We start from the raw sequence: 18,429 nt of genomic DNA, 5'->3' as shown, positions 1-18,429 counted from the left end.
GACGGTTTGCGCTGCTTGAGGTCCTGCGCAAACATCGCATCGGTGGGGAACGACGGCGTGCTGGTGTGGATGATCACCAGGTCGTACTGCTGCGCGATCTCGAGCGAGGCCTCGACCGACAGGCCGTCGGCGGGCGCATCGAGCACGCGGCTGTCCGGCACCAGTGCCGCGGGCTGCGCGAGCCAGGTGGGATACCAGAACGAGCGAATCTCGCGCTTCGCCTGATAGCGCGAACCCGCGCCGCCATCGAAACCGTCATATGACGGGGCCTGCAAAAACAGCGTTTTCATGAATGCTCCCGCAACCTGCGTTGATTCAAAGTTATCCACGATCGGAAATCTCCACGATCGATGTGGGCCGCGGCGCCACGCGGTTGACCACCGACATCCGCGCGCCGCGCCACACGACCTGGGAACCAAATGCCGCGCCGAGCCATTGCAGCGCGAGCAAAGTATCGCGCAGCGGCACGAGCGGCAGATCGCGCCAGAAGGTCCGTGAAATACGGGCGCTGCGCGCGTGCAACAGAATCCGCGCGATGATACCGGTTACCGTACTGATCGACAGCGTAAGCGCCATGACCGGCTGGGCCCCCTCCCCGCCGCTCAGCCCGGCCGCGAGCAGCGCGCCGGTCAGCAGCCACGGCGCGGTGAACGTAATGATCAGCGACGCAAACCCCGCCGGGTTCACCGAGCGGATCGTCCGCAGCCAGCGCATCTCGCGCAGCCACAGGGTCGTGAAAGTCGGTTCGATCACATCGGTGGCCACCATCACCGACGAAAGCACCGTGGTCAGGCCGAGCGCGCGCGCATGTTCGGCGAGCCAGTAGTCGTCGGCAAGGCAGTCCTTGAGGGTCTCGAAGCCGCCGATGTCCTCGAGCGTGGTCCGCCGCAACGCCAGCGTCGCGCCGAAGCCGAAACGCCGCGAGCCGCCCGCATGAGCGACGCGCACCGACGGCGCGAACCATTCGTTGATGAACAGCGCCCCCACCCGCGGCCAGAACCCGCCGACGCTCTGCGCCCGGTACAGGCAGGTGACCACACCGGTGCCGGGATTGGCGAGCGGCGCGGTGACCGTGTTCAGATAGTCGGGCTCGACAGCGATATCGCTATCGGCCAGCACGATGATGTCGTGGCGCGCCCGCTGCGCCATGTTGATGAGATTGCTGACCTTGAGGTTGCTGCCGTGCACGCGCGAATCGATCACCAGTTCGATATCGCAGTGCGGATACGCGGCCTGCAGACGACGCACCACGACAATCGCCGGATCGACCGGCGACGACACGCCGAACAGCAACTGGAAGCATGGATGTTCCTGTTCGCAGAACGTCACCAGGTTTTCGTACAGGCGCGGCTCGATCCCGCATAACGGCTTGAGCACGCTGACCGACGTCCAGCCGCCGCGACGGATGCTAATACGCTTGCTGAAAAAAGGCATCGCCACCGCGGCAACGCCGGCATACAACGTGGCGGCACAGCACAACACAACCAGCAACCACTCCAAACCCGCTAGCGAATGCACCGTCATTGGCCACGACTCCCGGTGACCCTCCATCCGCCAATAGCACGACCACTCAACAAGAAGAGATGCATGGATACGCTCGCTCGCACGATCGGAACTCCTTCTGCTTGCGTCTGAACAATCAGCATACAAATGGGCTAACTGTTTAAAGCAAGGCGTGCGAAGGCTTTCACGTAATTTTCCGTAATATTGACACGGGCATATGACAGATAATCGAAAGCGAATAGACAACATTAAGCCTGCTGAATGCAAAGGCTTAATCCGGATGCGCTTCTGTCAGTCTTCGCGCAGGGTTGCAGCCACAGGGCTAACAGGATTCACGGGGCGAAGACGCCGGCACGGTTACAACAGCGTTTAACTGTGTTGCATGTTTGAATGGCAATGGCACGCTCATTCATGTGTCGCGAAAATTGTAGCAGCGCCGGCGAAGTCTTGCTCACTACAATCGGTCATTGGGGCCCCTTTTATTGATCTGGCACGTATGTTTTACAGGTGTCTCAACAGCCTATTGTTGGTCTGACAATAATCGCGGCATTTTGACGACAATCGTGGCGCATACCGTTGCTTCGGGTGGGGACCTGGTCACCGCGTCAGCGGGAATCCAGGCGCTTTGGCACAATCCGCTTTTGCCTTTGCTGTCGACGGCCTTACGGACGTGCGAGCATCTCGCTCGACGCGGACCGCGCGACGCAGGGCTACGGACGAACTTGCCATGATCCCTTTCTCGGTTCTCGACCTCTCCCCCATCACCGCCGGCGCGAGCGCGGCGCAGGCGTTCCGCAATACGCTCGACCTCGCTCAGCATGTGGAACGATGGGGCTACCGGCGCTTCTGGCTCGCCGAGCATCACAACATGACCGGCATCGCCAGCGCCGCAACTTCTGTGGTGATCGGCTATGTTGCCGGTGGGACACAAACGATCCGGGTTGGCTCGGGCGGCGTGATGCTGCCCAATCACGCGCCGCTCGTCATCGCCGAACAGTTCGGCACGCTTGCCTCGCTCTACCCTGAGCGTATCGATCTGGGTCTGGGCCGCGCGCCCGGCACCGACCAGACCACCGCGCGCGCCTTGCGCCGCGACCTGCAAGGCAGCGCCGATTCGTTCCCGGACGATGTGGTCGAACTGCAGCGCTACTTTGCCGACCCGGTGCCCGGGCAACGGGTGCGCGCCGTACCGGGCGCGGGGTTGCATGTGCCGCTGTGGCTGCTTGGCTCGTCGCTGTTCAGCGCGCAACTTGCGGCGGCGCTCGGCCTGCCGTTCGCCTTCGCGTCGCACTTCGCCCCGGATCATATGCTGACGGCGCTGCGGCTCTATCGCGCGCAATTCCGGCCCTCGGCCACCCTCGACAAGCCGTACGCGATGGTCGGCGTGAACCTGTTCGCCGCCGACACCAACGAAGCCGCCCGGCGCCTCTTCACCTCGCTGCAGCAGCAGTTTGTCAATTTGCGGCGCGGCACGCCGGGGCAACTGCAACCGCCAGTCGAGCGGATCGAGGCGACCGAGATGGAGTTGAACAGCGTCGCGCACTCGCTCGCCTGTTCGGTGATTGGCGATCCGGACACCGTGCGGGCCGGGCTGCTGTCGGTAATCGAACAGACCGGCGCCGACGAATTGATGCTGACCGCGCAGATCTACGATCACGCCGCACGGCTGCGCTCGTTTGAAATCGCTGCGCAGGTGCGCGAAGCGATTGTTAGCGGGCGATAAGCCCGGCTACCGGGCAGACCATCGACCCGGCAATCTGCAGCAACGGCGGGCAGCCACCGGGCGTGCCCGCCCTGCTCTTTACTGGCCGGCAGGCACCGCCGCCAGCCCTTCGAGCAGCGCTTGATGGAACGCCTGCGGATCCTGCATCTGCGGCGCATGACCCAGTTCCGCGAACTCCACCAGCGTCGCATGCGGAATCGTCCGCGCGGCGAGCCGGCCGAGTTCCGGATAGTGGCCAATCCGCGCGCGCACCTCGGGCGGCGCGGCGTCCTTGCCGATCGCCGTGGTGTCCTTCTGGCCGATCAGCAGCAGCGTCGGCATCTGCAGTTCGCCGAGTTCATACACCACTGGCTGGGTGTAGATCATGTCGTAAAGCAAGGCCGAATTCCACGCGACGATCTGCTTGCCCGGCCCCCGGTACATGCCCGCCAGCATCTGCACCCACGGCTCGTAGTCGGCGCGCCAATGCCCCGCGTAGTAGGTGGCCTGTTCGTAGCGGCGGATGCTGTCGGCGGTGGTCTTCAACTCGCGCTCATACCATTGATCGACCGACAGCGAGGGCACCCCTTTCGCCTTCCAGTCCTCGAGGCCGATCGGATTGACCAGCACCAGTTGCTGCGTCTCCTGCGGATACATCAGCGCATAGCGGATCGCCAGCATGCCGCCGGTCGAATGGCCGATCAGCGTGGCGCGCTGCACACCGAGCGACTCCAGCAGCGCATGCGTATTGCGCGCCAGTTGCTGGAAACTGTATTGATAGTGCTCGGGCTTGCTCGATTTGCAAAAGCCGATCTGATCCGGCGCAATCACCCGGTAGCCGGCTTCGCTCAGGCGCCGGATGGTCGGCTCCCAGGTGGCGGCGCAAAAATTCTTGCCGTGCAGCAACACCGCCGTGCGGCCGTTCGCGTGCGCCGGGGCGATATCCATGTAGGCCATGTGCAAGGCCACGCCTTGCGAGGTGAAGTCGAACTGCTCGACCGGGGCTGGATAGTCGAAACCCTGCAGTTCGGGCCCGTAGGCTGGGCCGTCGTTACCGGCCGGCGCGCTCGCTGCGGCGGGATTTCGACTGGCGGCGCTATCGCTCGCCGCGGCCTGATCACTGGCAAGACTATCGCTTGCGGCGAACGCCACATGGGACGCTACGGACACGGTTAGCGCACAGGCGCTCAACAGGACTAGCAGGGTGTGGTGGCTGAAATTCATGCGCGTTGGGGTTCGGCGTAGTCAGGTCAGGCGAAGCCATTCGCGGGCGGTTCGCACAGAGCGAAGCCGCCGCGCAATCGAGTGGCCGATTCTACGTTCCCCTTCTGAATCCTGCTCCGGGCCACGCACGGGCTCGCCAGCAACGGCACCTCACGAGCCCTGCAAGCGCCGCACGCATCGCCGCGAATATGCCATGCGGCGAGCCCCAGCACGGGTGGCACGCGTGCTGCGCTGCGCCAATCGCTACGCTATGCGTCGTTCCGCACGGACACCTGAATCGCACGCTGCGATCTTGTGCAGGACACCGATAGATTGGGCATCCACATAATCCAGACTATTCGCAGGCCGCCAATTGGTGCTAAAAATAGCAAACAATTGTCAGCGGCAGCGCGACAGAAGCGAATATCTGGCCCAGAATCAATAAGAAAAAAACCAGCATTGCCATCCGGGGTACAAGACCGACAACCAGGTTGCATGGGACCGAAGTAGGCGTTAAAGCGCCAACTCCGCTCCACATAGGAGACAAAGCATGGAAACTCCGGCAAGCCTCAACGATCTGCAACGCGCCACCCTGGCCATCGTCCTTGCGGGCGGACGCGGCACGCGGCTCGGCCCGCTCACCAACAAGCGCGTCAAACCGGCCGTGCACTTCGGCGGCAAGTACCGGATCATCGACTTCGCGCTGTCCAATTGTCTGAACTCAGGCATCCGCCGGATTGCGGTCGTCACGCAGTACAAGGCGCACTCGCTGATCCGGCACGTGCAGCGCGGCTGGGGCTTCCTGCGCGGCGAGTTCAACGAGTTCATCGACCTGTGGCCCGCGCAGCAGCGCGTGGAGGGTGCGCACTGGTATCGCGGCACCGCGGACGCGGTGTTCCAGAATCTCGACATCATCCGTTCGATCCGCCCGAAATACGTCGTCGTGCTGGCGGGCGATCACATCTACAAGATGGATTACACCCGCATGATCCGCGACCACGTGGAGAGCGGCGCGGACTGCACGGTAGGCTGTATCGAGGTGCCACGCATGGAAGCGGTGGCGTTCGGGGTGATGCACGTGGACGCCAGCCGCCGCGTCACCGGCTTCGTCGAAAAGCCCGCCGACCCGCCCGCCATGCCGGGGCGGCCCGATATGGCGCTCGCCAGCATGGGCATCTACGTGTTCAACGCGGATTACCTGTACACGCTGCTGCAAGAGAACATCAGCAGCGCCGAAACCGATCACGACTTCGGCAAGGACATCCTGCCGCGCGTGGTCACGCAAGGTCATGCGATCGCGCATCCGTTCAGCATGTCGTGCGTGTCGTCGGACCCGAACGTCGAGCCGTACTGGCGCGATGTCGGCACCATCGACGCCTACTGGGCTGCCAATCTCGATCTGGCCTCGACCATTCCGACGCTCGACCTGTACGACCCCGACTGGCCGATCTGGACGCAACAGCAGCAGTTGCCCCCCGCCAAGTTCGTGCGCGACATGAACGGGCTGCAGGGCTCGAGCACCAACCTGATCGTCTGCGGCGGCTGCGTCATCTCCGGTTCGCAGATTTCGCGCTCGGTGCTGTCGACGAATGTGGTGGTGAATTCTTTCTGTAACATCAATGAGGCAGTCTTGTTGCCGCAGGTCACTGTCGGCGCCAGTTGCCGCTTGCGCCGGGTGGTGATCGACCGCGGCTGCGCGATTCCCGACGGCATGGTGATCGGCGAAGATCCCGCGCTCGACGCCGAACGCTTCTACCGCACCGACACCGGCATCGTGCTGGTGACGGCGGAAGCGCTCAGGGGCATGAAAGCGGACCACTAGAGCAGCGACCTGCGAACCCGAGCCCAGGCTCCGCACAACCGGAAAACGGAAAAACTGCCCATGACGATTCGCGCCCTGCACGTCGCAAGTGAGCTGTATCCCCTCCTGAAAACAGGCGGTCTTGCCGATGTGGCGGGCGCCCTTCCCCCGGCACTAATCGAGCTTGGCGCGGATGTGCGGGTCCTGCTGCCCGGTTTCCCGGCCGTGCTGGCGGGCCTCGCCGACCTGCGCCCGGTCGCCCAGTTGGGGCGCCGCTTCGACGCGCCGCACGTGACGCTGGAACAAGGCACGCTGCCGGGCAACGGCCTCGTGGTCTACGTAATCCGCGCCGACACGCTCTACGACCGGCCCGGCAACCCCTATCTCGACGCGGAACACGTGCCGTACGGCGACAACGCGCAACGCTTTGCGCTGCTCGGCTGGACTGCCGCGCAACTCGCGCAGCAACTCGATCCGGCGTGGGCGCCGCAGATCGTCCATGCGCACGACTGGCATGCGGGGCTCGCCCCGGCCTACCTGAAAGCGGCCGAGCGCCAGCATGGCCGGGCCATCGCGCGCAGCGTCTTTACGGTGCATAACCTCGCCTATCAGGGCATTTTCCCGGCCCATCAGTTCGGCCAACTGGCGCTGCCGGCCGACTTCTTCAGCATGCACGGCGTCGAGTTCTACGGCCAGTTGTCGTTTCTCAAAGCGGGCTTGTACTACAGCGACCGCATCACCACGGTGAGCCCCACCTACGCCCGCGAAATCCAGACGCTCGCCCAGGGCGGCGGCCTCGACGCGCTGCTACGCCACCGCTCGCATGACCTTTCCGGGATCCTGAACGGCGTCGACTATACGGTGTGGAACCCGGCGACCGACACCCTGCTCGCCGAGCAGTACACCTCGACCCTGCTGTCCGGCAAGCATGCCTGCAAGGCCGCCTTGCAGAAACGCTTCGGCCTCGCGAGCAAGAGCGATGCGCTGCTGTTCGGCGTGGTGAGCCGCCTGACTGAGCAGAAGGGCCTCGACCTGCTGCTCGCCGCGCTGCCGGAGATCGTCAAGCGCGGTGGCCAACTGGTCGTATTCGGCACCGGCGACGCCGCGCTCGAGAACGGCCTGCAGCGGGTGGCGCATGCGCACCCCGAGTCGGTGGCGGTCGAACTCGGTTTCGACGAGACGCTCGCGCACGCCATCATCGCCGGCAGCGACGTGGTTGCCGTGCCGTCGCGCTTCGAGCCCTGCGGCCTCACGCAACTGTATGCGCTCGCCTATGGGTCGCTGCCGCTCGTGCACCGCGTGGGCGGGCTGGCGGATACGGTGGTCGACGCGTCGCTGGAAAATCTCGCCGACGATCTGGCCACCGGCTTCGTGTTCGAGCGCTTCGAACCGGACGCGCTCGGCGCCGCGATCCGCCGCGCCTTCGCGTTATACGCACGGCATAGCGAGTGGAAGGCGACCCAGCGCCGCGCGATGCACCAGGACTTCGGCTGGGGCGCCTCCGCGGAACGCTATCTGGCGCTGTACCGCGAATTGACCTGAGGCCGTAATGATGACTTCGCGCAACACCACGGGGCCGGATCACGCCGGCCGCGCGAAAACTCATGTATTGTTTATTGCACAGGCACGCCGGGCGGCGGCGCTGCGTTGTCCGAAACACCAATCAAGCAGCGACTAGCAGCGCCAGGCACCCTGGCACTACGCCGCTTGCATGACGTGCCGGGCGGCGCGTCATGCCGTGCTACGAGCGTGCTCCATCCACCGAATCCGGTCGCAAGCGAACCCAGGCGCTCACGCACGCCAGGTCGCACGCGGCCAAGAACGGCGCCCATTCAATCGCGCCGGTGAACCGATCATGAAAAACGTCCTGAGCATCCAGTCACATGTCGTCTTCGGGCACGCGGGCAATAGCGCCGCGGTGTTCCCGATGCGCCGTCTTGGCGTCAACGTCTGGCCGCTCAATACCGTGCAGTTCTCGAATCACACGCAATACGGCCACTGGACCGGCAGCGCCATCGATGCGTCGCAGATGCAGGATCTGGTGGAGGGGATCGGCGCGATCGGCGTGCTGCCGCGCTGCGATGCCGTGCTGTCAGGGTTTTTGGGCGCGCCCGACCAGGCCCAGGCGGTGATCGAAATCGTCAAGGCCGTGAAGGCGGCCAATCCGCGCGCCTGGTACTTCTGCGATCCGGTCATGGGCACCACCACCGGCCGCAAGGTCGAACCGGGCATCCAGGAATTTCTGGTGAGCACCATGCCCGAAGTGTCCGACGGCATGGCGCCGAATCACAGCGAATTGCAGCGGATGGTGGGCCGCGAGCTCGATACCGTCGAAGAAGCCGTGGAGGCTTGCCGCGAGGTGCTGAGCCGCGGTCCGAAGATCATGCTGGTCAAGCATCTGCTCGACCGCAACAGTCCGGCGGACCGCTTCAACATGCTGGTGGTCACACCGACCGAAGCGTGGATGGGCCAGCGTCCGCTCTACCCGTTTGCGCGGCAGCCGGTCGGGGTGGGCGATCTGACGAGCGCGGTGTTCGTGGCCCGCACACTGCTTGGCGACCCGATCCGGGTGGCCTTCGAACATACGCTCGCCGCGGTGAATGCGGTGGTGAAGGCCACCTGGCAGGCGGGCCGCTATGAACTGGAACTGGTCGCCGCGCAGAACGAAATCGCCCAGCCGCGCGAGTGGTTCGATGCGTGGGCCGTCGAGATGGTGTAGCGGCTTCTTCTTTGACAGCCGTGGTTGGCTGCGTTACTTGACGGCGTGATTCGGCAAACTTACTTGACGGCAGCGGTTGTGCCGCTGGCACCGCTGTCACCGGTCGCGGCCAACGGCGCTTTGCCGGGCACGTCACGCCCGGCGATCGACGCCAGTACATCGGCACGCGCCAAACCAGCAGCATCCGCAATCGACGGCACCACGCTCACCACCCCTGCTACGCCTAGCGCGAGCGCAACGAGCGAAAACCACACTCCCTTCATCGTATTTCTCCAGACGAATCCAAACAAAAAGCTGACCCGCGAGTCAATCGGCATGCATCGGGCGACGCGGCCGCGAGTCTAACAACCAGCGCGCCGCCGCGCATCCCCCTTAGACGGAACACACTATTGCAGCGGCCGGATTCAATCCCTGCGTCACCAACCTGTGATCCCCGCGCATGCGTGATTGTCAGCGGCTCGTCCTATAATGCGTGCCGCGTGGTGCACGCAATCCTTTTCAAGCACCCGCTACAGGCAAACGAGGCACAGATGGACGGTCAGATCCGCAGCGAGCGGGAAGAGATTTTCGAAGAGTTGTGCATTAGCGTCGATGCCGACGAAACGCACGAACAGGAAGCCATCGAGTACTTCGAGAACCAGTTCGGAGAGGCGGATTTCGATCCGACGCAATGGCTCGATATCGCGCTCTACTACTCGCCTGCGGTGGCGCGCGGCATCATTGATCTGGTGGCGCCCGACGACAAAGCGCGCAGCAATATCGCCGAAGTGATCGCGGATAACCTCGACATTTCGTACGGTGAAGACGAGTGCCAGCAGTTCGCGGAGACGATCCAGTTCGCGCTTGCCAACGGCGTGCCGGTGGATCTCGACCTGGTGCTCGACGGCTGCCAGCGCGCCATCGACGACCTCGAGACCTGGGCCGACGACGAGACCAAGGAACCGCTCGTGCGTCTGCGCCAAGAAGTGCTGCGTTTGCAGGGCGAGCAGTAAAGCGGGAGCAGGCTGCTGGCAGATGGAATTGGCTGGGCTGGTTCGCTGCCAGCTAGATTCGGGAGCACGGAATTCACTGGGCTGCCGGGGAAACTCCGCATCCAACCGGTTGCCGAACTGCAACCGGTACCCGGCACCGCGCCCGATGATGGATTTTCCGAGAAGGTGAGAGGTTCTTGACGACCCTGAACGGCCGCTCAATTATCCCGTCATCGGACAGTCAGCGTGTCGGGTCGGCCCGGGGCTCGCCGCCGAGTCGTCCCCCTTCTTCATCCACATTAAAAAAACCGGTAGTCGGTTCTGCAAGCCAATCCGCGATCGCTCGATGTGCTACGACACTCGTGAAGATGCCAAAGTGGTCAATGCCCGGAAGTATGCTGAATCTGACGGCAGACGCCTCCTTTGCGAACATCTGTTGTAGAACGTGCGCGTCAATTGCCTGATCGTTCTGGCCGATCACAACCATCGCCCCCTCATCGAGTCTGCGCAGATCTCGACGATAGCGAAGGCGTGGATGGTATGAAACATTGAGCCGGTAAGAATAAGACAACGTCTCCGAACCGTCCCAAAATTCGACGGGTTTATTGAATTCGATCACACTGAGTCCATTGAATCCGCGAATTCCTACTGAGTTGAGGGTAAGCAACCCGAGAAGTCGGCGCATGTGAAGATTCGCCCAGCCTCCAGACGATCCACCTCGAATGGCTGGCGATGCCGGAATGATTGGGCTCAGCATCAGAAATCGCGATATGAGGTGAGCATAAACACCACCGCTGAAACGGATCACGAATCCGCCTCCGCTGGAATGACCGCCGAGTATGACTGGCCCTTGAAGGTTTCTCTTGCGCAGGCACTGCACGAGATCGGCGATGTCGTCTTCCAATTGCCCGACGTAGTCAACGTCTCCGCGACGCCGTCCTGACTGGAAGTGACCACGAAGATTGGGCAGGACGACTTTGGACACACCACTGGAGCTAATCATCGACGCGAGGGCGTGGTAAGAGGCACCATGATAGGACGACCCATGAACGAAAATGAGGATCTGATCCGAGGTGGAATCGTAGAAGCGATAGGCAAGTTGCTCGCCATCACGAGCGGCGTAGCGGGTGAGTGACGGCGGCGCAGATTGCGGATTAGTCTGTAATGACGCGAAGCCGAACACGTCCTTGGGCACCCTATTCACCAAAGGCGACGTCGCCACCATAGCCAACGCCGCGGCAAGTCCAATTAGCATTACAAGCGCGCAGCAGCTGACAAGGATAACGGTGGTCTGAACTAGATTCATGGCTAATCCGAAGTGACGATTCCGTCGATTGTTAGCGATCTACGCGGCTGTGTCGAACGTCTCAAACTGGCCGAACCCGGTCCGATGCTGAATGGATAACCAATCATCCACAGGTCGACCGCATCCGGCTCAAGTCGACCCGAAATCGCCGTTCGTAAGGGCGGCGTGGGTGTCCGTTCAGCGTTTCGAAGTCGCCATTTCGCCAGTGCTGCGAAAAAACTTCAAACGCATTGCCGCTCGATTGCTGCCCGCGCTTGTTCTCATCTCGTCCCGCGGAAGCGCACCCCGTTGGAAAGAAAGATTTCCGTTTCGATACGGTGACGTCGAGTCGGAAATAGACAAAGCGCTCCCGACCTGGCCGAGCTTTGAAAATTCGAGAGTTTCTCCATCCGCTGGGATGCGGAGCCGTGACGCAACGTTGGCCCGCGTCGCGGCCACCCCGAGTTCGTTTCGCGTAACTGGACAGTGGCTGAGTGCTTCCAGATGGTTAGCCACAACGATGCCAGTTGAAATGTTCGTGAACTGGATGACCTCATCTACGCCCATGATGATTTCCTTGCCCGCATCGAATCGCGCTCCGCCTGCAGGAACGACACTGACCTGAGGTTGATGCTGCACCAAAAATTGACGCACCTGCGGTGTCAGAATCGTGTCGCCAGCAAGATAGAGGGTGGGTTCTTCCGGGATTTCGATCAGGTAGCCGACGCCGTGCTCCATCATTAACCCGACCATGCCGCGTCCGTGCTGGCAGCGCACCGTGCGAATGGTGCCATTGAGAAAAGGCTGGGGCCGCTCATGACGCTCGGCGAGCGGCATTGCATTGAGGCCTCGTTGCGCCAGATAAGCCGCGTCATGATGCGTACAGATGACGGGGATCTGGCGCTCGCGAAGCCATCTCTTTCCCGCTCTGTCCAAATGATCGAAGTGTCCTTTCTGGCAATGCGTGATCAGGCAATGGGTGACGGACTGCAGTGCCGCATCCGTTACGTCCGGCAGATCGACGAGGGGATTGCGTAAACGTTGCCCATCAAACAGTCGCAGTGGTGGAAGCGAGTGCCGCGCTGCCAGCATCGGGTCCACCAGAATTCGATGCGCACCGAACTCCACGATGACGGTGGCATTCCGCATTTGGGTGATTTTCATGTTGAAACCGGGTCTGTTAGACAAGTCCTTACTCTGACACCCCGGATACCTGACTACAATGGCGTCAGATGACATAAACCAGTCAATTCATGCCATGCCCAAAACGCTCAGAATCGGCCTTCTCCTGTATCCCGGCTGCATGCCTGCGGGACTGTTCGCGTTTGCGGACCTGCTGCATGGCGCGAATCGGCGCGCAGGGCAGCCATTGTTCGAAACGCGGTTCATTGCGCCCGGGCTCAGTGAGGTCGAGTGCGCGCAAGGTGTCTGGTTACGAACATGCGAACTTGCGGACTCGATCGACCTCGACGCGCTTCTGGTGCCCGGCTTCTGGGCTGAATCACCGCAGCACGTGGAAAAGGTAGTGGGGGTGAATGATCAGCTGATTGCGATGCTCGCGCGTGTACCGAAAACATCGCGTCTGTGGAGCTACTGCACCGGGGTGTGCCTGCTCGCTGCGGCCGGCAAACTGGACGGCCAGGCCGCGACCGTGACCTGGTGGTTGATGGATGCGATGAGAAAGAAACATCGCCGCGTGTCGTGGGCAGCCGAACAGACCTGCGTCATGAATCAACGCACCGGCACGGCTTCTGGCCTCAATGGGTATCTGCCGATCGCTCAGGCAATCATCGAACGACAGGTCAGCCCGGAAGTATTTCGTGATCTCAGCAAGCTTATGGTCCTGCCGCGCCCGGAGCGAACGCATCAGGCATTCCAGTCATTGCATCTGATCGAGCAATCGGACGGAATGCTTCGCTCGCTTCATGCGCTAGTGCAGCGCTTGCCCGCCAGTGACATTTCGGTCAAGCGGATCGCCACGGCGTTGCGTATGGCCGATCGAACGCTCGCACGCAAAGTGTTGGCGCTCACGGGTTGTGGCGTTGGCGAATATGCCCGAAAAATCAAACTGGATCAGGTGAGCGAGCGGCTTATCATGACATCCGCGCCCGCAAGCACTATTAGCGCCGAACTCGGATTTAGCAGCGACTCGGGTATGCGACGCATGTTCAAGGAATTGACTACGTTGACACCCTCGCAGTATCGCCAAATGTTTGGCCGGAACTGATTGTTCCGCTTTCATCAATGCATACGCCCGAGGATGGGGACCCAACATTGGCGGCCAGCGCGTTCTCACAAAGGTCCGTTCATCGCATAGAGGCTGCCGTTCGCGCCCAGATTCCGAACGTCGGTTCCTGGCCGGCAAGCGACCGCTCGCCGACCATCATGTCATTAAACTTCTGTCTGCTCCGCCATCTCGAGGGCATCGTCGACTTCAATGCCGAGGTAGCGCACTGTACTTTCCAACTTGGAATGTCCGAGCAGCAGTTGCACCGCCCGCAGGTTCTTAGTCCGCCGGTAGATCAGCGAAGCCTTCGTGCGGCGCATGGTATGGGTGCCGTACGCCGTATCGTCGAGTCCGATCGAGGCGATCCACCGATGAACCACTCGGGCATATTGTCGTGTCGACAGATGCGGCGACGCATGCAATCGGCTTGGGAATAGATAGTCGGTCGACTTCAATGCCCTCGCCCTGATCCACGCCTCAAGGCTCTGACGAGTCTGCTCCGTGATCTCGAACTGAACCGGTCTTTGAGTCTTCTGCTGCATTACCATTGCCCGCGATCCGACGTGAGTGCCTTGGCAGACGTCTTGCACCTGCAGTCGCGTCAGATCGCATGCCCGAAGTTTGCTATCAATCGCGAGATTGAACATAGCCAGCTCGTGAATGTTCGAAGACATCTGGAGCCGGGTGCGAATCGCCCAGATTTCCGGAAGCTTCAACGGTGGTTTCTGGCCGGTGAGCTTGCCCTTGTTCCACGGCACACGGTTGCCGGCGGGACCATTCTGCGTTTCCATGATGATCTCCTTCCACTTGAAGGGAGATCCAGTGTGCAGGCTAGCGGTGGTAGCGATGGTCGCTGCTCGACCCACTTCGGCCGTTCAAGCTACCCCAAAGCGGCCGTTCATCTCTCGAGTATCCCTGCAAGCTTGAGCTTTCTACTCGCAGTGGGTAAAGGACCACGGACGCGACCATGCTCCGACGCCATCAGGCGTCGCCGTTGTTCCAGCGTGCTGGGCGGCGGTGGCTACACTCTGTCAGCCACTATTTTTTGAGGACATGTGATTCTTGAGCGCAGTGCACTTCAAGACGTCAAACAGGCTTTGTCTTGCGTCCTGAGCTGCAGAGACGTGTTTCATATCGGCCAAGAACGTCTCTGCAAGCTTCGGCTGTCCTACCTGCAACCTCTCCAGGGTGCCGTAGTATCCCCCGAGCTGATCGAGAAGCCATATATCGCCCTCGATGTAGTTGAAGAGCGCGTCGATATTGTCCGTGTGAGTGAACCCGTCGAACGTTGCAGGAACGCTACGCTGGAATGCGACCTCCTTGTGGATTGTCCACGCCATATATCCCGTATCGTCGGTCAGCTTTTGCCACAGTGGTTGATACTGTACAAAGTGTTCGTGCGTATCGCAACCTATTTCAAGTGGCAAGCCCATCGGAGCTAGATGACAGTATTGATTGATCTGGCTTCGCGTCTCTTCAAACTCGGCGATCTGAGCAGGAGAAACCGTCGGCACGACTTCATCGGTTACATCGAGCAGCTTGATGTATTTATTTTTAGCTGCCTCCAAGTAGTCGGAATCGCAGGGCGACGGTGGAAGCGGGAAGTCATCACGCAACTGTGGATACGCAGATTTGGCAATCAACAGAGTCAAAGCTGCCAAGGCCAGCCTATTAACCTTCATGAAAAAGTGTTCCCTTGAGAATTTTTTATTACCACTGTCACGGTAGTTGTGACGGGTAACCCCGACGTGGGTGTCAACGATCTAGGTGCTTATGTCGAATGGCCCTGACTGGCCGAACCCGGGCCGATGCGGCTAGCATAGGTCGCGCGGGCCTCGGCGTCAGCAAATTTGGGGCTGTCGCAATCCGTCACTGCGTCACGCCGGCAAGCATTCTTCTCATGCGAATGTTCGTCGCGCAATATCCGGCTCTGTTGTAAAGACGCTGCGCGCCGGTGTTATGCCCGAACACATGAAGGTCGATGTGTTGCATCCCGAGTGCGCTCGCCCATACTTCTGCGGCTTGCAACGCCCGAGTCCCGTGGCCTTGGCCGCGATATTCTGGCCGGACAAGAATGTCATAGATAAACGCCGAGCGCCCGTACTCCGATGTGGTTTCGCCTAACCACAGCCAGCCAACCCCTGCCGACGCATTCGATTCGAACAATACGAAAAAGTGGTGATCCGGAGTGTCCTGACCTTTTGACAGTATCTTTCGGAAGGCTTCGTCTGCGCGCGCCGCCGCTGTGTTCGGATTACGGCGATCCGCCTTCAGTAGGTCGGACGCGTAGTTAGCCAGCGCTACAGACTCGTATTCCGTGAACTCGCTCTTCGACATTGGCACAAGCTTTAGCATGGTGAAAGCGCGATGGAAACTCAGAGTCGTTGATGGGACCAAACAGATGGGTGTCGACGATTCAGGAGCCTAGGTCGACTGGCCGAAAATGGCCGCACAAGGTCCGACAGGCTCCTCAGTCGTCTAGCTCAATGCGATAACGAAGCGTTTCAGCGAATCCATAGGCGGCAGTCTTTTTGAACCGTTCGATCATGACACCATTGCATGCCGCGATAACGCGCTGTGAGGCTATATTTTCGGGATCAACCGTTAGTTCGACGTAAGACAAGCCTTGTAGCCTCGCTTCGCCGAGCATCAAATTGAGCGTCTGCCTGGCGTAGCCGTTGCCTCTCTTCCACGGCACGACTGAGAAGCCGATATGTCCGAGCACATTCGGCGGCAATTCGGTCGTTCCAGCCTGCCAACGAAATCCGATTGCACCGCTAACATCGCCGTCCCAAATCCATCGGACAATGCTCGGCAGACGGGCAACGGTCGAGCCGTCGGGCAAAGGAATCGGACCGCCCGATGCGGTTGGATCATCGAGGCCATCGACAAATGCCTCCGCGTTCAATTCGATGGCGTGCAACTGTTCGCGCGCAGCAACCTCCTTACGAACATTGTCAGGTGACCATCCCGCCTCAAGTGCCGATACATAGCTTGGCAGCAATGCAGTCGTAGGTCTCAAGAGTTCAATTTTGATCATCATTTTGTTCGTGTCAGGAGCAGCGATTGTCAACAGTCTATGCGGTGGCGTCGAGTGTCTCAAACTGGCCGCGGTGTGATGCCCGCCCCGCGTCCGAAGACACTACCATCGGTGGAGTCGCGCTCACGAGCCTCCGTCCACTTTTGGTCAGTCTCGCTTGAGTTCGACCAACTGGAGTTGCTCCTCGCCGACTGTTCGATATCTGAAAGGCACGAATCCGAAGGTGGAGTAAAGCGCCAAAGCCGGCTCGTTTCGCGCCCCTGTGGAGACTGTTACCACCTGGGTTCCGGCTGCGGCCAATAACGTCGATAACAGTTGTCGTGCCGCCCCTCGACGCTGGTATTGAGGCAGCACCGTCAGCGAAGAAATCGAAGGTGGCGTTTGAGCGTCAGACGATTCTATGCTCGCGACTCCAATCAGCACTTCATCAATGTACGCGCCGAAGAAACGATCGGTAGAACGCCGAATATCTGCAGCGGTCCTCTCAAGTGGGGGAAACCACGTGGCGTCCAGCAGTTTCGCTTCCTGCAAATAAGCAGCGTATTGAACCACCTGAATTTCTTCGGCGATCTTCTCGTTGGAGTTATCTATGGTTGAAACAAGGATGGACCTCATGGCATTACCGGAAATCAAATGTTGGACGGCAGGTACTCAACGATGGCGCATTGTCGACGATTTGAGTCGATGCGTCGAATGTCGCTTACTGGCCGAACAGCGTCTCATGCGACTGGCATGTAGTAGCCCGAGGCGGATTGCAGACCAAGCCAAGACTCAATCGGCAGGTGAAAACGACATGATCGCGGTTCGGTCGGCACCAAAATGCAGTGTTGCGCCTTGACCGAACGTAAGGATCTCCGGGTCAATCCTTTCTTTAAGCAGGTTTATTTTCAGTTGCGTCACGCCCCTAGCAACGGGTGAGGCCTTTATCAGCCGAAACGTAATGTCCGGGCCGATGAGCGTGTCAACGCCGTCACGAATCTCCAAAGCATAGCCAAGCGCAACGAGCTGACGCCCAAAGCTCACAGATTCGAACTCATTTAACGCCAAGGTAACTTCGTCGATGTCTTTCATGAAACGGGTTGGTTGAAACTTCGCAGCGTTGTATTGCTTGCGGCTGATGCCTTCTTCGTCGGCCCGAAGACTGCCTCGACTCCTTTTCAGAAAGTCTCGATCAACCTCCATCACCCACGCACAGAAGGGCTCCGCCTCACCCTCAGGAAACCCCACTAAGGGCAGATTCCAAAACCAGGGGACGCGATTTCCATCGACCTTCCGTTCGAATAACGAAGAGATGCCCGTACCTCCAAACTTTTCCAAACACTTCGCTACCCGCTCTATGTCCCCAACGTTCTCTACGGATAGTCCGATTCCCGTATCACCCACTCGCTCCAAACTCAACGGCGCACGAGAAGGACTGAATAGCTCAATGTAGGTGTTCGCGCCGGTCAAATAGATGCCCGTCCAGGTGCGGTCGTCACCGGCCGCAATCGTGCTAACTTCCATCGCGGAGAATTCATTTTGCATGAATTCGGAACGGGCAATCGCATTTAGCGTGTTCGCGTCCACGTAAGTATAAATATGATTCAGGTGTACGGCAGGCGCTTTCAACTTTTCCCCGCTTCAATAACATTGAACTAGCAGCAGCTCGCAATGTTATCTCGTTCGAATGAGCAGACAACGATTGTCGGCGATTCAGGAGCGGTTGTCGAACGGCCGCTTGTGGCCGATCACTGTCGCATGCAAACGGCATGGATTGCCCGAATCGCATGCGGACGCGATCGGCAGCACGCGACCCCAAGCAGACAGTGGCGTGCAGAAAGATCCTCCATGTGCTTCGCGGAGCTCACGCTGCGAAATGCTTCGAGCCTGCTTCACGAGAACGGCACAGTCCCGATTTCATTTTGCACACGTGGATGGGTGCGCGCGAAACTTGCAGGCCGCGGTACCCGTCGTTGACTCGGTCAATGGCGCCAGGGCT

Annotated in this window: 17 protein-coding genes and 1 pseudogene; 6 read left to right on the top strand and 12 right to left on the bottom strand. The window is 60.4% G+C overall.

All coding sequences use genetic code 11. From position 1 onward, the window contains the following. Together BLQ92_RS18545 and hpnI are read right to left on the bottom strand one after the other, a co-directional pair. Positions 1–290 (bottom strand): annotated as a pseudogene (locus BLQ92_RS18545) (hopanoid biosynthesis associated radical SAM protein HpnJ); the annotation flags it as partial. A gap of 31 nt (positions 291–321) precedes the next feature. Then, entirely contained in the window at positions 322–1,524 is a 1,203-nt protein-coding gene (gene hpnI, locus BLQ92_RS18540) for a bacteriohopanetetrol glucosamine biosynthesis glycosyltransferase HpnI (protein WP_090685975.1), read from the bottom strand. 706 nt (positions 1,525–2,230) lie between these two features. Here hpnI and BLQ92_RS18535 point away from each other — a divergent pair. Further along, the gene (locus BLQ92_RS18535; protein WP_090685974.1) at positions 2,231–3,226 is read left to right on the top strand and encodes an LLM class flavin-dependent oxidoreductase; all 996 of its coding nucleotides are present in this window, start codon (positions 2,231–2,233) and stop codon (positions 3,224–3,226) included. Between the two features lie 78 nt (positions 3,227–3,304). Here the strand turns inward: BLQ92_RS18535 and BLQ92_RS18530 are convergent, their stop codons facing one another. Next, positions 3,305–4,429, bottom strand: coding sequence for an alpha/beta fold hydrolase (locus BLQ92_RS18530; protein ID WP_090685973.1), 1,125 nt, complete (start codon positions 4,427–4,429; stop codon positions 3,305–3,307). A gap of 529 nt (positions 4,430–4,958) precedes the next feature. On the opposite strand from BLQ92_RS18530, the gene glgC reads away from it, so the two are divergent. The 3 genes from glgC (at position 4,959) to pdxY (ending at position 8,928) form a co-directional block, all read left to right on the top strand. Continuing rightward, positions 4,959–6,230 carry a glucose-1-phosphate adenylyltransferase gene (gene glgC, locus BLQ92_RS18525; protein ID WP_090685972.1) on the top strand — a complete coding sequence of 424 codons (1,272 nt, stop codon included), beginning with the start codon at positions 4,959–4,961 and terminating at the stop codon, positions 6,228–6,230. A gap of 60 nt (positions 6,231–6,290) precedes the next feature. Beyond that, positions 6,291–7,751, top strand: coding sequence for a glycogen synthase GlgA (glgA, locus tag BLQ92_RS18520; RefSeq protein ID WP_090685971.1), 1,461 nt, complete (start codon positions 6,291–6,293; stop codon positions 7,749–7,751). Positions 7,752–8,064: 313 nt separating this feature from the next. After that, positions 8,065–8,928 (top strand): pyridoxal kinase PdxY, encoded by an 864-nt coding sequence (gene pdxY, locus BLQ92_RS18515; RefSeq protein WP_090685970.1) that lies wholly within the window; start codon positions 8,065–8,067, stop codon positions 8,926–8,928. Between the two features lie 59 nt (positions 8,929–8,987). Here the strand turns inward: pdxY and BLQ92_RS18510 are convergent, their stop codons facing one another. Further along, positions 8,988–9,191: a hypothetical protein gene (locus BLQ92_RS18510; RefSeq protein ID WP_090685969.1), complete on the bottom strand. Its 204-nt coding sequence runs from the start codon at positions 9,189–9,191 to the stop codon at positions 8,988–8,990. 267 nt (positions 9,192–9,458) lie between these two features. Here BLQ92_RS18510 and BLQ92_RS18505 point away from each other — a divergent pair, with 267 nt between their 5' ends. After that, positions 9,459–9,920 carry a hypothetical protein gene (locus BLQ92_RS18505; RefSeq protein WP_090685968.1) on the top strand — a complete coding sequence of 154 codons (462 nt, stop codon included), beginning with the start codon at positions 9,459–9,461 and terminating at the stop codon, positions 9,918–9,920. Between the two features lie 220 nt (positions 9,921–10,140). Here BLQ92_RS18505 and BLQ92_RS18500 read toward each other — a convergent pair whose 3' ends face one another. Continuing rightward, positions 10,141–11,205, bottom strand: coding sequence for an alpha/beta hydrolase (locus BLQ92_RS18500; RefSeq protein WP_090685967.1), 1,065 nt, complete (start codon positions 11,203–11,205; stop codon positions 10,141–10,143). Positions 11,206–11,382: 177 nt separating this feature from the next. Next, positions 11,383–12,348, bottom strand: coding sequence for an MBL fold metallo-hydrolase (locus BLQ92_RS18495; protein ID WP_090686006.1), 966 nt, complete (start codon positions 12,346–12,348; stop codon positions 11,383–11,385). A 58-nt stretch (positions 12,349–12,406) separates the two neighbouring features. Here BLQ92_RS18495 and BLQ92_RS18490 point away from each other — a divergent pair, with 58 nt between their 5' ends. Further along, positions 12,407–13,411, top strand: a complete 1,005-nt coding sequence (locus BLQ92_RS18490) for a GlxA family transcriptional regulator (protein ID WP_244259655.1) — start codon at positions 12,407–12,409, stop codon at positions 13,409–13,411. Positions 13,412–13,575: 164 nt separating this feature from the next. Here BLQ92_RS18490 and BLQ92_RS18485 read toward each other — a convergent pair whose 3' ends face one another. The 6 genes from BLQ92_RS18485 to BLQ92_RS18460 form a co-directional block, all read right to left on the bottom strand. Then, positions 13,576–14,202 (bottom strand): tyrosine-type recombinase/integrase, encoded by a 627-nt coding sequence (locus tag BLQ92_RS18485; protein ID WP_090685965.1) that lies wholly within the window; start codon positions 14,200–14,202, stop codon positions 13,576–13,578. A gap of 240 nt (positions 14,203–14,442) precedes the next feature. Then, the gene (locus BLQ92_RS18480; protein WP_090685964.1) at positions 14,443–15,093 is read right to left on the bottom strand and encodes a hypothetical protein; all 651 of its coding nucleotides are present in this window, start codon (positions 15,091–15,093) and stop codon (positions 14,443–14,445) included. A 187-nt stretch (positions 15,094–15,280) separates the two neighbouring features. Further along, the gene (locus BLQ92_RS18475) at positions 15,281–15,766 is read right to left on the bottom strand and encodes a GNAT family N-acetyltransferase (RefSeq protein WP_090685963.1); all 486 of its coding nucleotides are present in this window, start codon (positions 15,764–15,766) and stop codon (positions 15,281–15,283) included. A 115-nt stretch (positions 15,767–15,881) separates the two neighbouring features. After that, positions 15,882–16,454: a GNAT family N-acetyltransferase gene (locus tag BLQ92_RS18470; protein WP_090685962.1), complete on the bottom strand. Its 573-nt coding sequence runs from the start codon at positions 16,452–16,454 to the stop codon at positions 15,882–15,884. Between the two features lie 144 nt (positions 16,455–16,598). Further along, on the bottom strand, positions 16,599–17,066 hold the full coding sequence (locus BLQ92_RS18465) for a GNAT family N-acetyltransferase (protein ID WP_090685961.1): 468 nt from the start codon (positions 17,064–17,066) through the stop codon (positions 16,599–16,601). Positions 17,067–17,222: 156 nt separating this feature from the next. Further along, positions 17,223–18,059 (bottom strand): DUF5829 family protein, encoded by an 837-nt coding sequence (locus tag BLQ92_RS18460; protein ID WP_143016628.1) that lies wholly within the window; start codon positions 18,057–18,059, stop codon positions 17,223–17,225. Positions 18,060–18,429: the final 370 nt, after the last annotated feature.

Origin of the sequence: Paraburkholderia phenazinium (assembly GCF_900100735.1) — a bacterium.
Taxonomy (GTDB): domain Bacteria; phylum Pseudomonadota; class Gammaproteobacteria; order Burkholderiales; family Burkholderiaceae; genus Paraburkholderia; species Paraburkholderia phenazinia.
The sequence above is the reverse complement of the archived record's forward strand: the minus strand, read 5'-3'. Positions and strand labels throughout refer to the sequence as shown.

Coding starts and splice junctions, on each gene's coding strand:
- BLQ92_RS18495 (WP_090686006.1), bottom strand. CDS start 12,348: ATGAAAATCACCCAAATGCGGAATGCCACCGTCATCGTGGAGTTCGGT.
- BLQ92_RS18470 (WP_090685962.1), bottom strand. CDS start 16,454: ATGATGATCAAAATTGAACTCTTGAGACCTACGACTGCATTGCTGCCA.
- BLQ92_RS18490 (WP_244259655.1), top strand. CDS start 12,407: ATGGCGTCAGATGACATAAACCAGTCAATTCATGCCATGCCCAAAACG.
- BLQ92_RS18510 (WP_090685969.1), bottom strand. CDS start 9,191: ATGAAGGGAGTGTGGTTTTCGCTCGTTGCGCTCGCGCTAGGCGTAGCA.
- glgA (WP_090685971.1), top strand. CDS start 6,291: ATGACGATTCGCGCCCTGCACGTCGCAAGTGAGCTGTATCCCCTCCTG.
- BLQ92_RS18465 (WP_090685961.1), bottom strand. CDS start 17,066: ATGAGGTCCATCCTTGTTTCAACCATAGATAACTCCAACGAGAAGATC.
- BLQ92_RS18480 (WP_090685964.1), bottom strand. CDS start 15,093: ATGAAGGTTAATAGGCTGGCCTTGGCAGCTTTGACTCTGTTGATTGCC.
- BLQ92_RS18500 (WP_090685967.1), bottom strand. CDS start 11,205: ATGAATCTAGTTCAGACCACCGTTATCCTTGTCAGCTGCTGCGCGCTT.
- BLQ92_RS18535 (WP_090685974.1), top strand. CDS start 2,231: ATGATCCCTTTCTCGGTTCTCGACCTCTCCCCCATCACCGCCGGCGCG.
- pdxY (WP_090685970.1), top strand. CDS start 8,065: ATGAAAAACGTCCTGAGCATCCAGTCACATGTCGTCTTCGGGCACGCG.
- hpnI (WP_090685975.1), bottom strand. CDS start 1,524: ATGACGGTGCATTCGCTAGCGGGTTTGGAGTGGTTGCTGGTTGTGTTG.
- BLQ92_RS18485 (WP_090685965.1), bottom strand. CDS start 14,202: ATGGAAACGCAGAATGGTCCCGCCGGCAACCGTGTGCCGTGGAACAAG.
- glgC (WP_090685972.1), top strand. CDS start 4,959: ATGGAAACTCCGGCAAGCCTCAACGATCTGCAACGCGCCACCCTGGCC.
- BLQ92_RS18475 (WP_090685963.1), bottom strand. CDS start 15,766: ATGCTAAAGCTTGTGCCAATGTCGAAGAGCGAGTTCACGGAATACGAG.
- BLQ92_RS18505 (WP_090685968.1), top strand. CDS start 9,459: ATGGACGGTCAGATCCGCAGCGAGCGGGAAGAGATTTTCGAAGAGTTG.
- BLQ92_RS18530 (WP_090685973.1), bottom strand. CDS start 4,429: ATGAATTTCAGCCACCACACCCTGCTAGTCCTGTTGAGCGCCTGTGCG.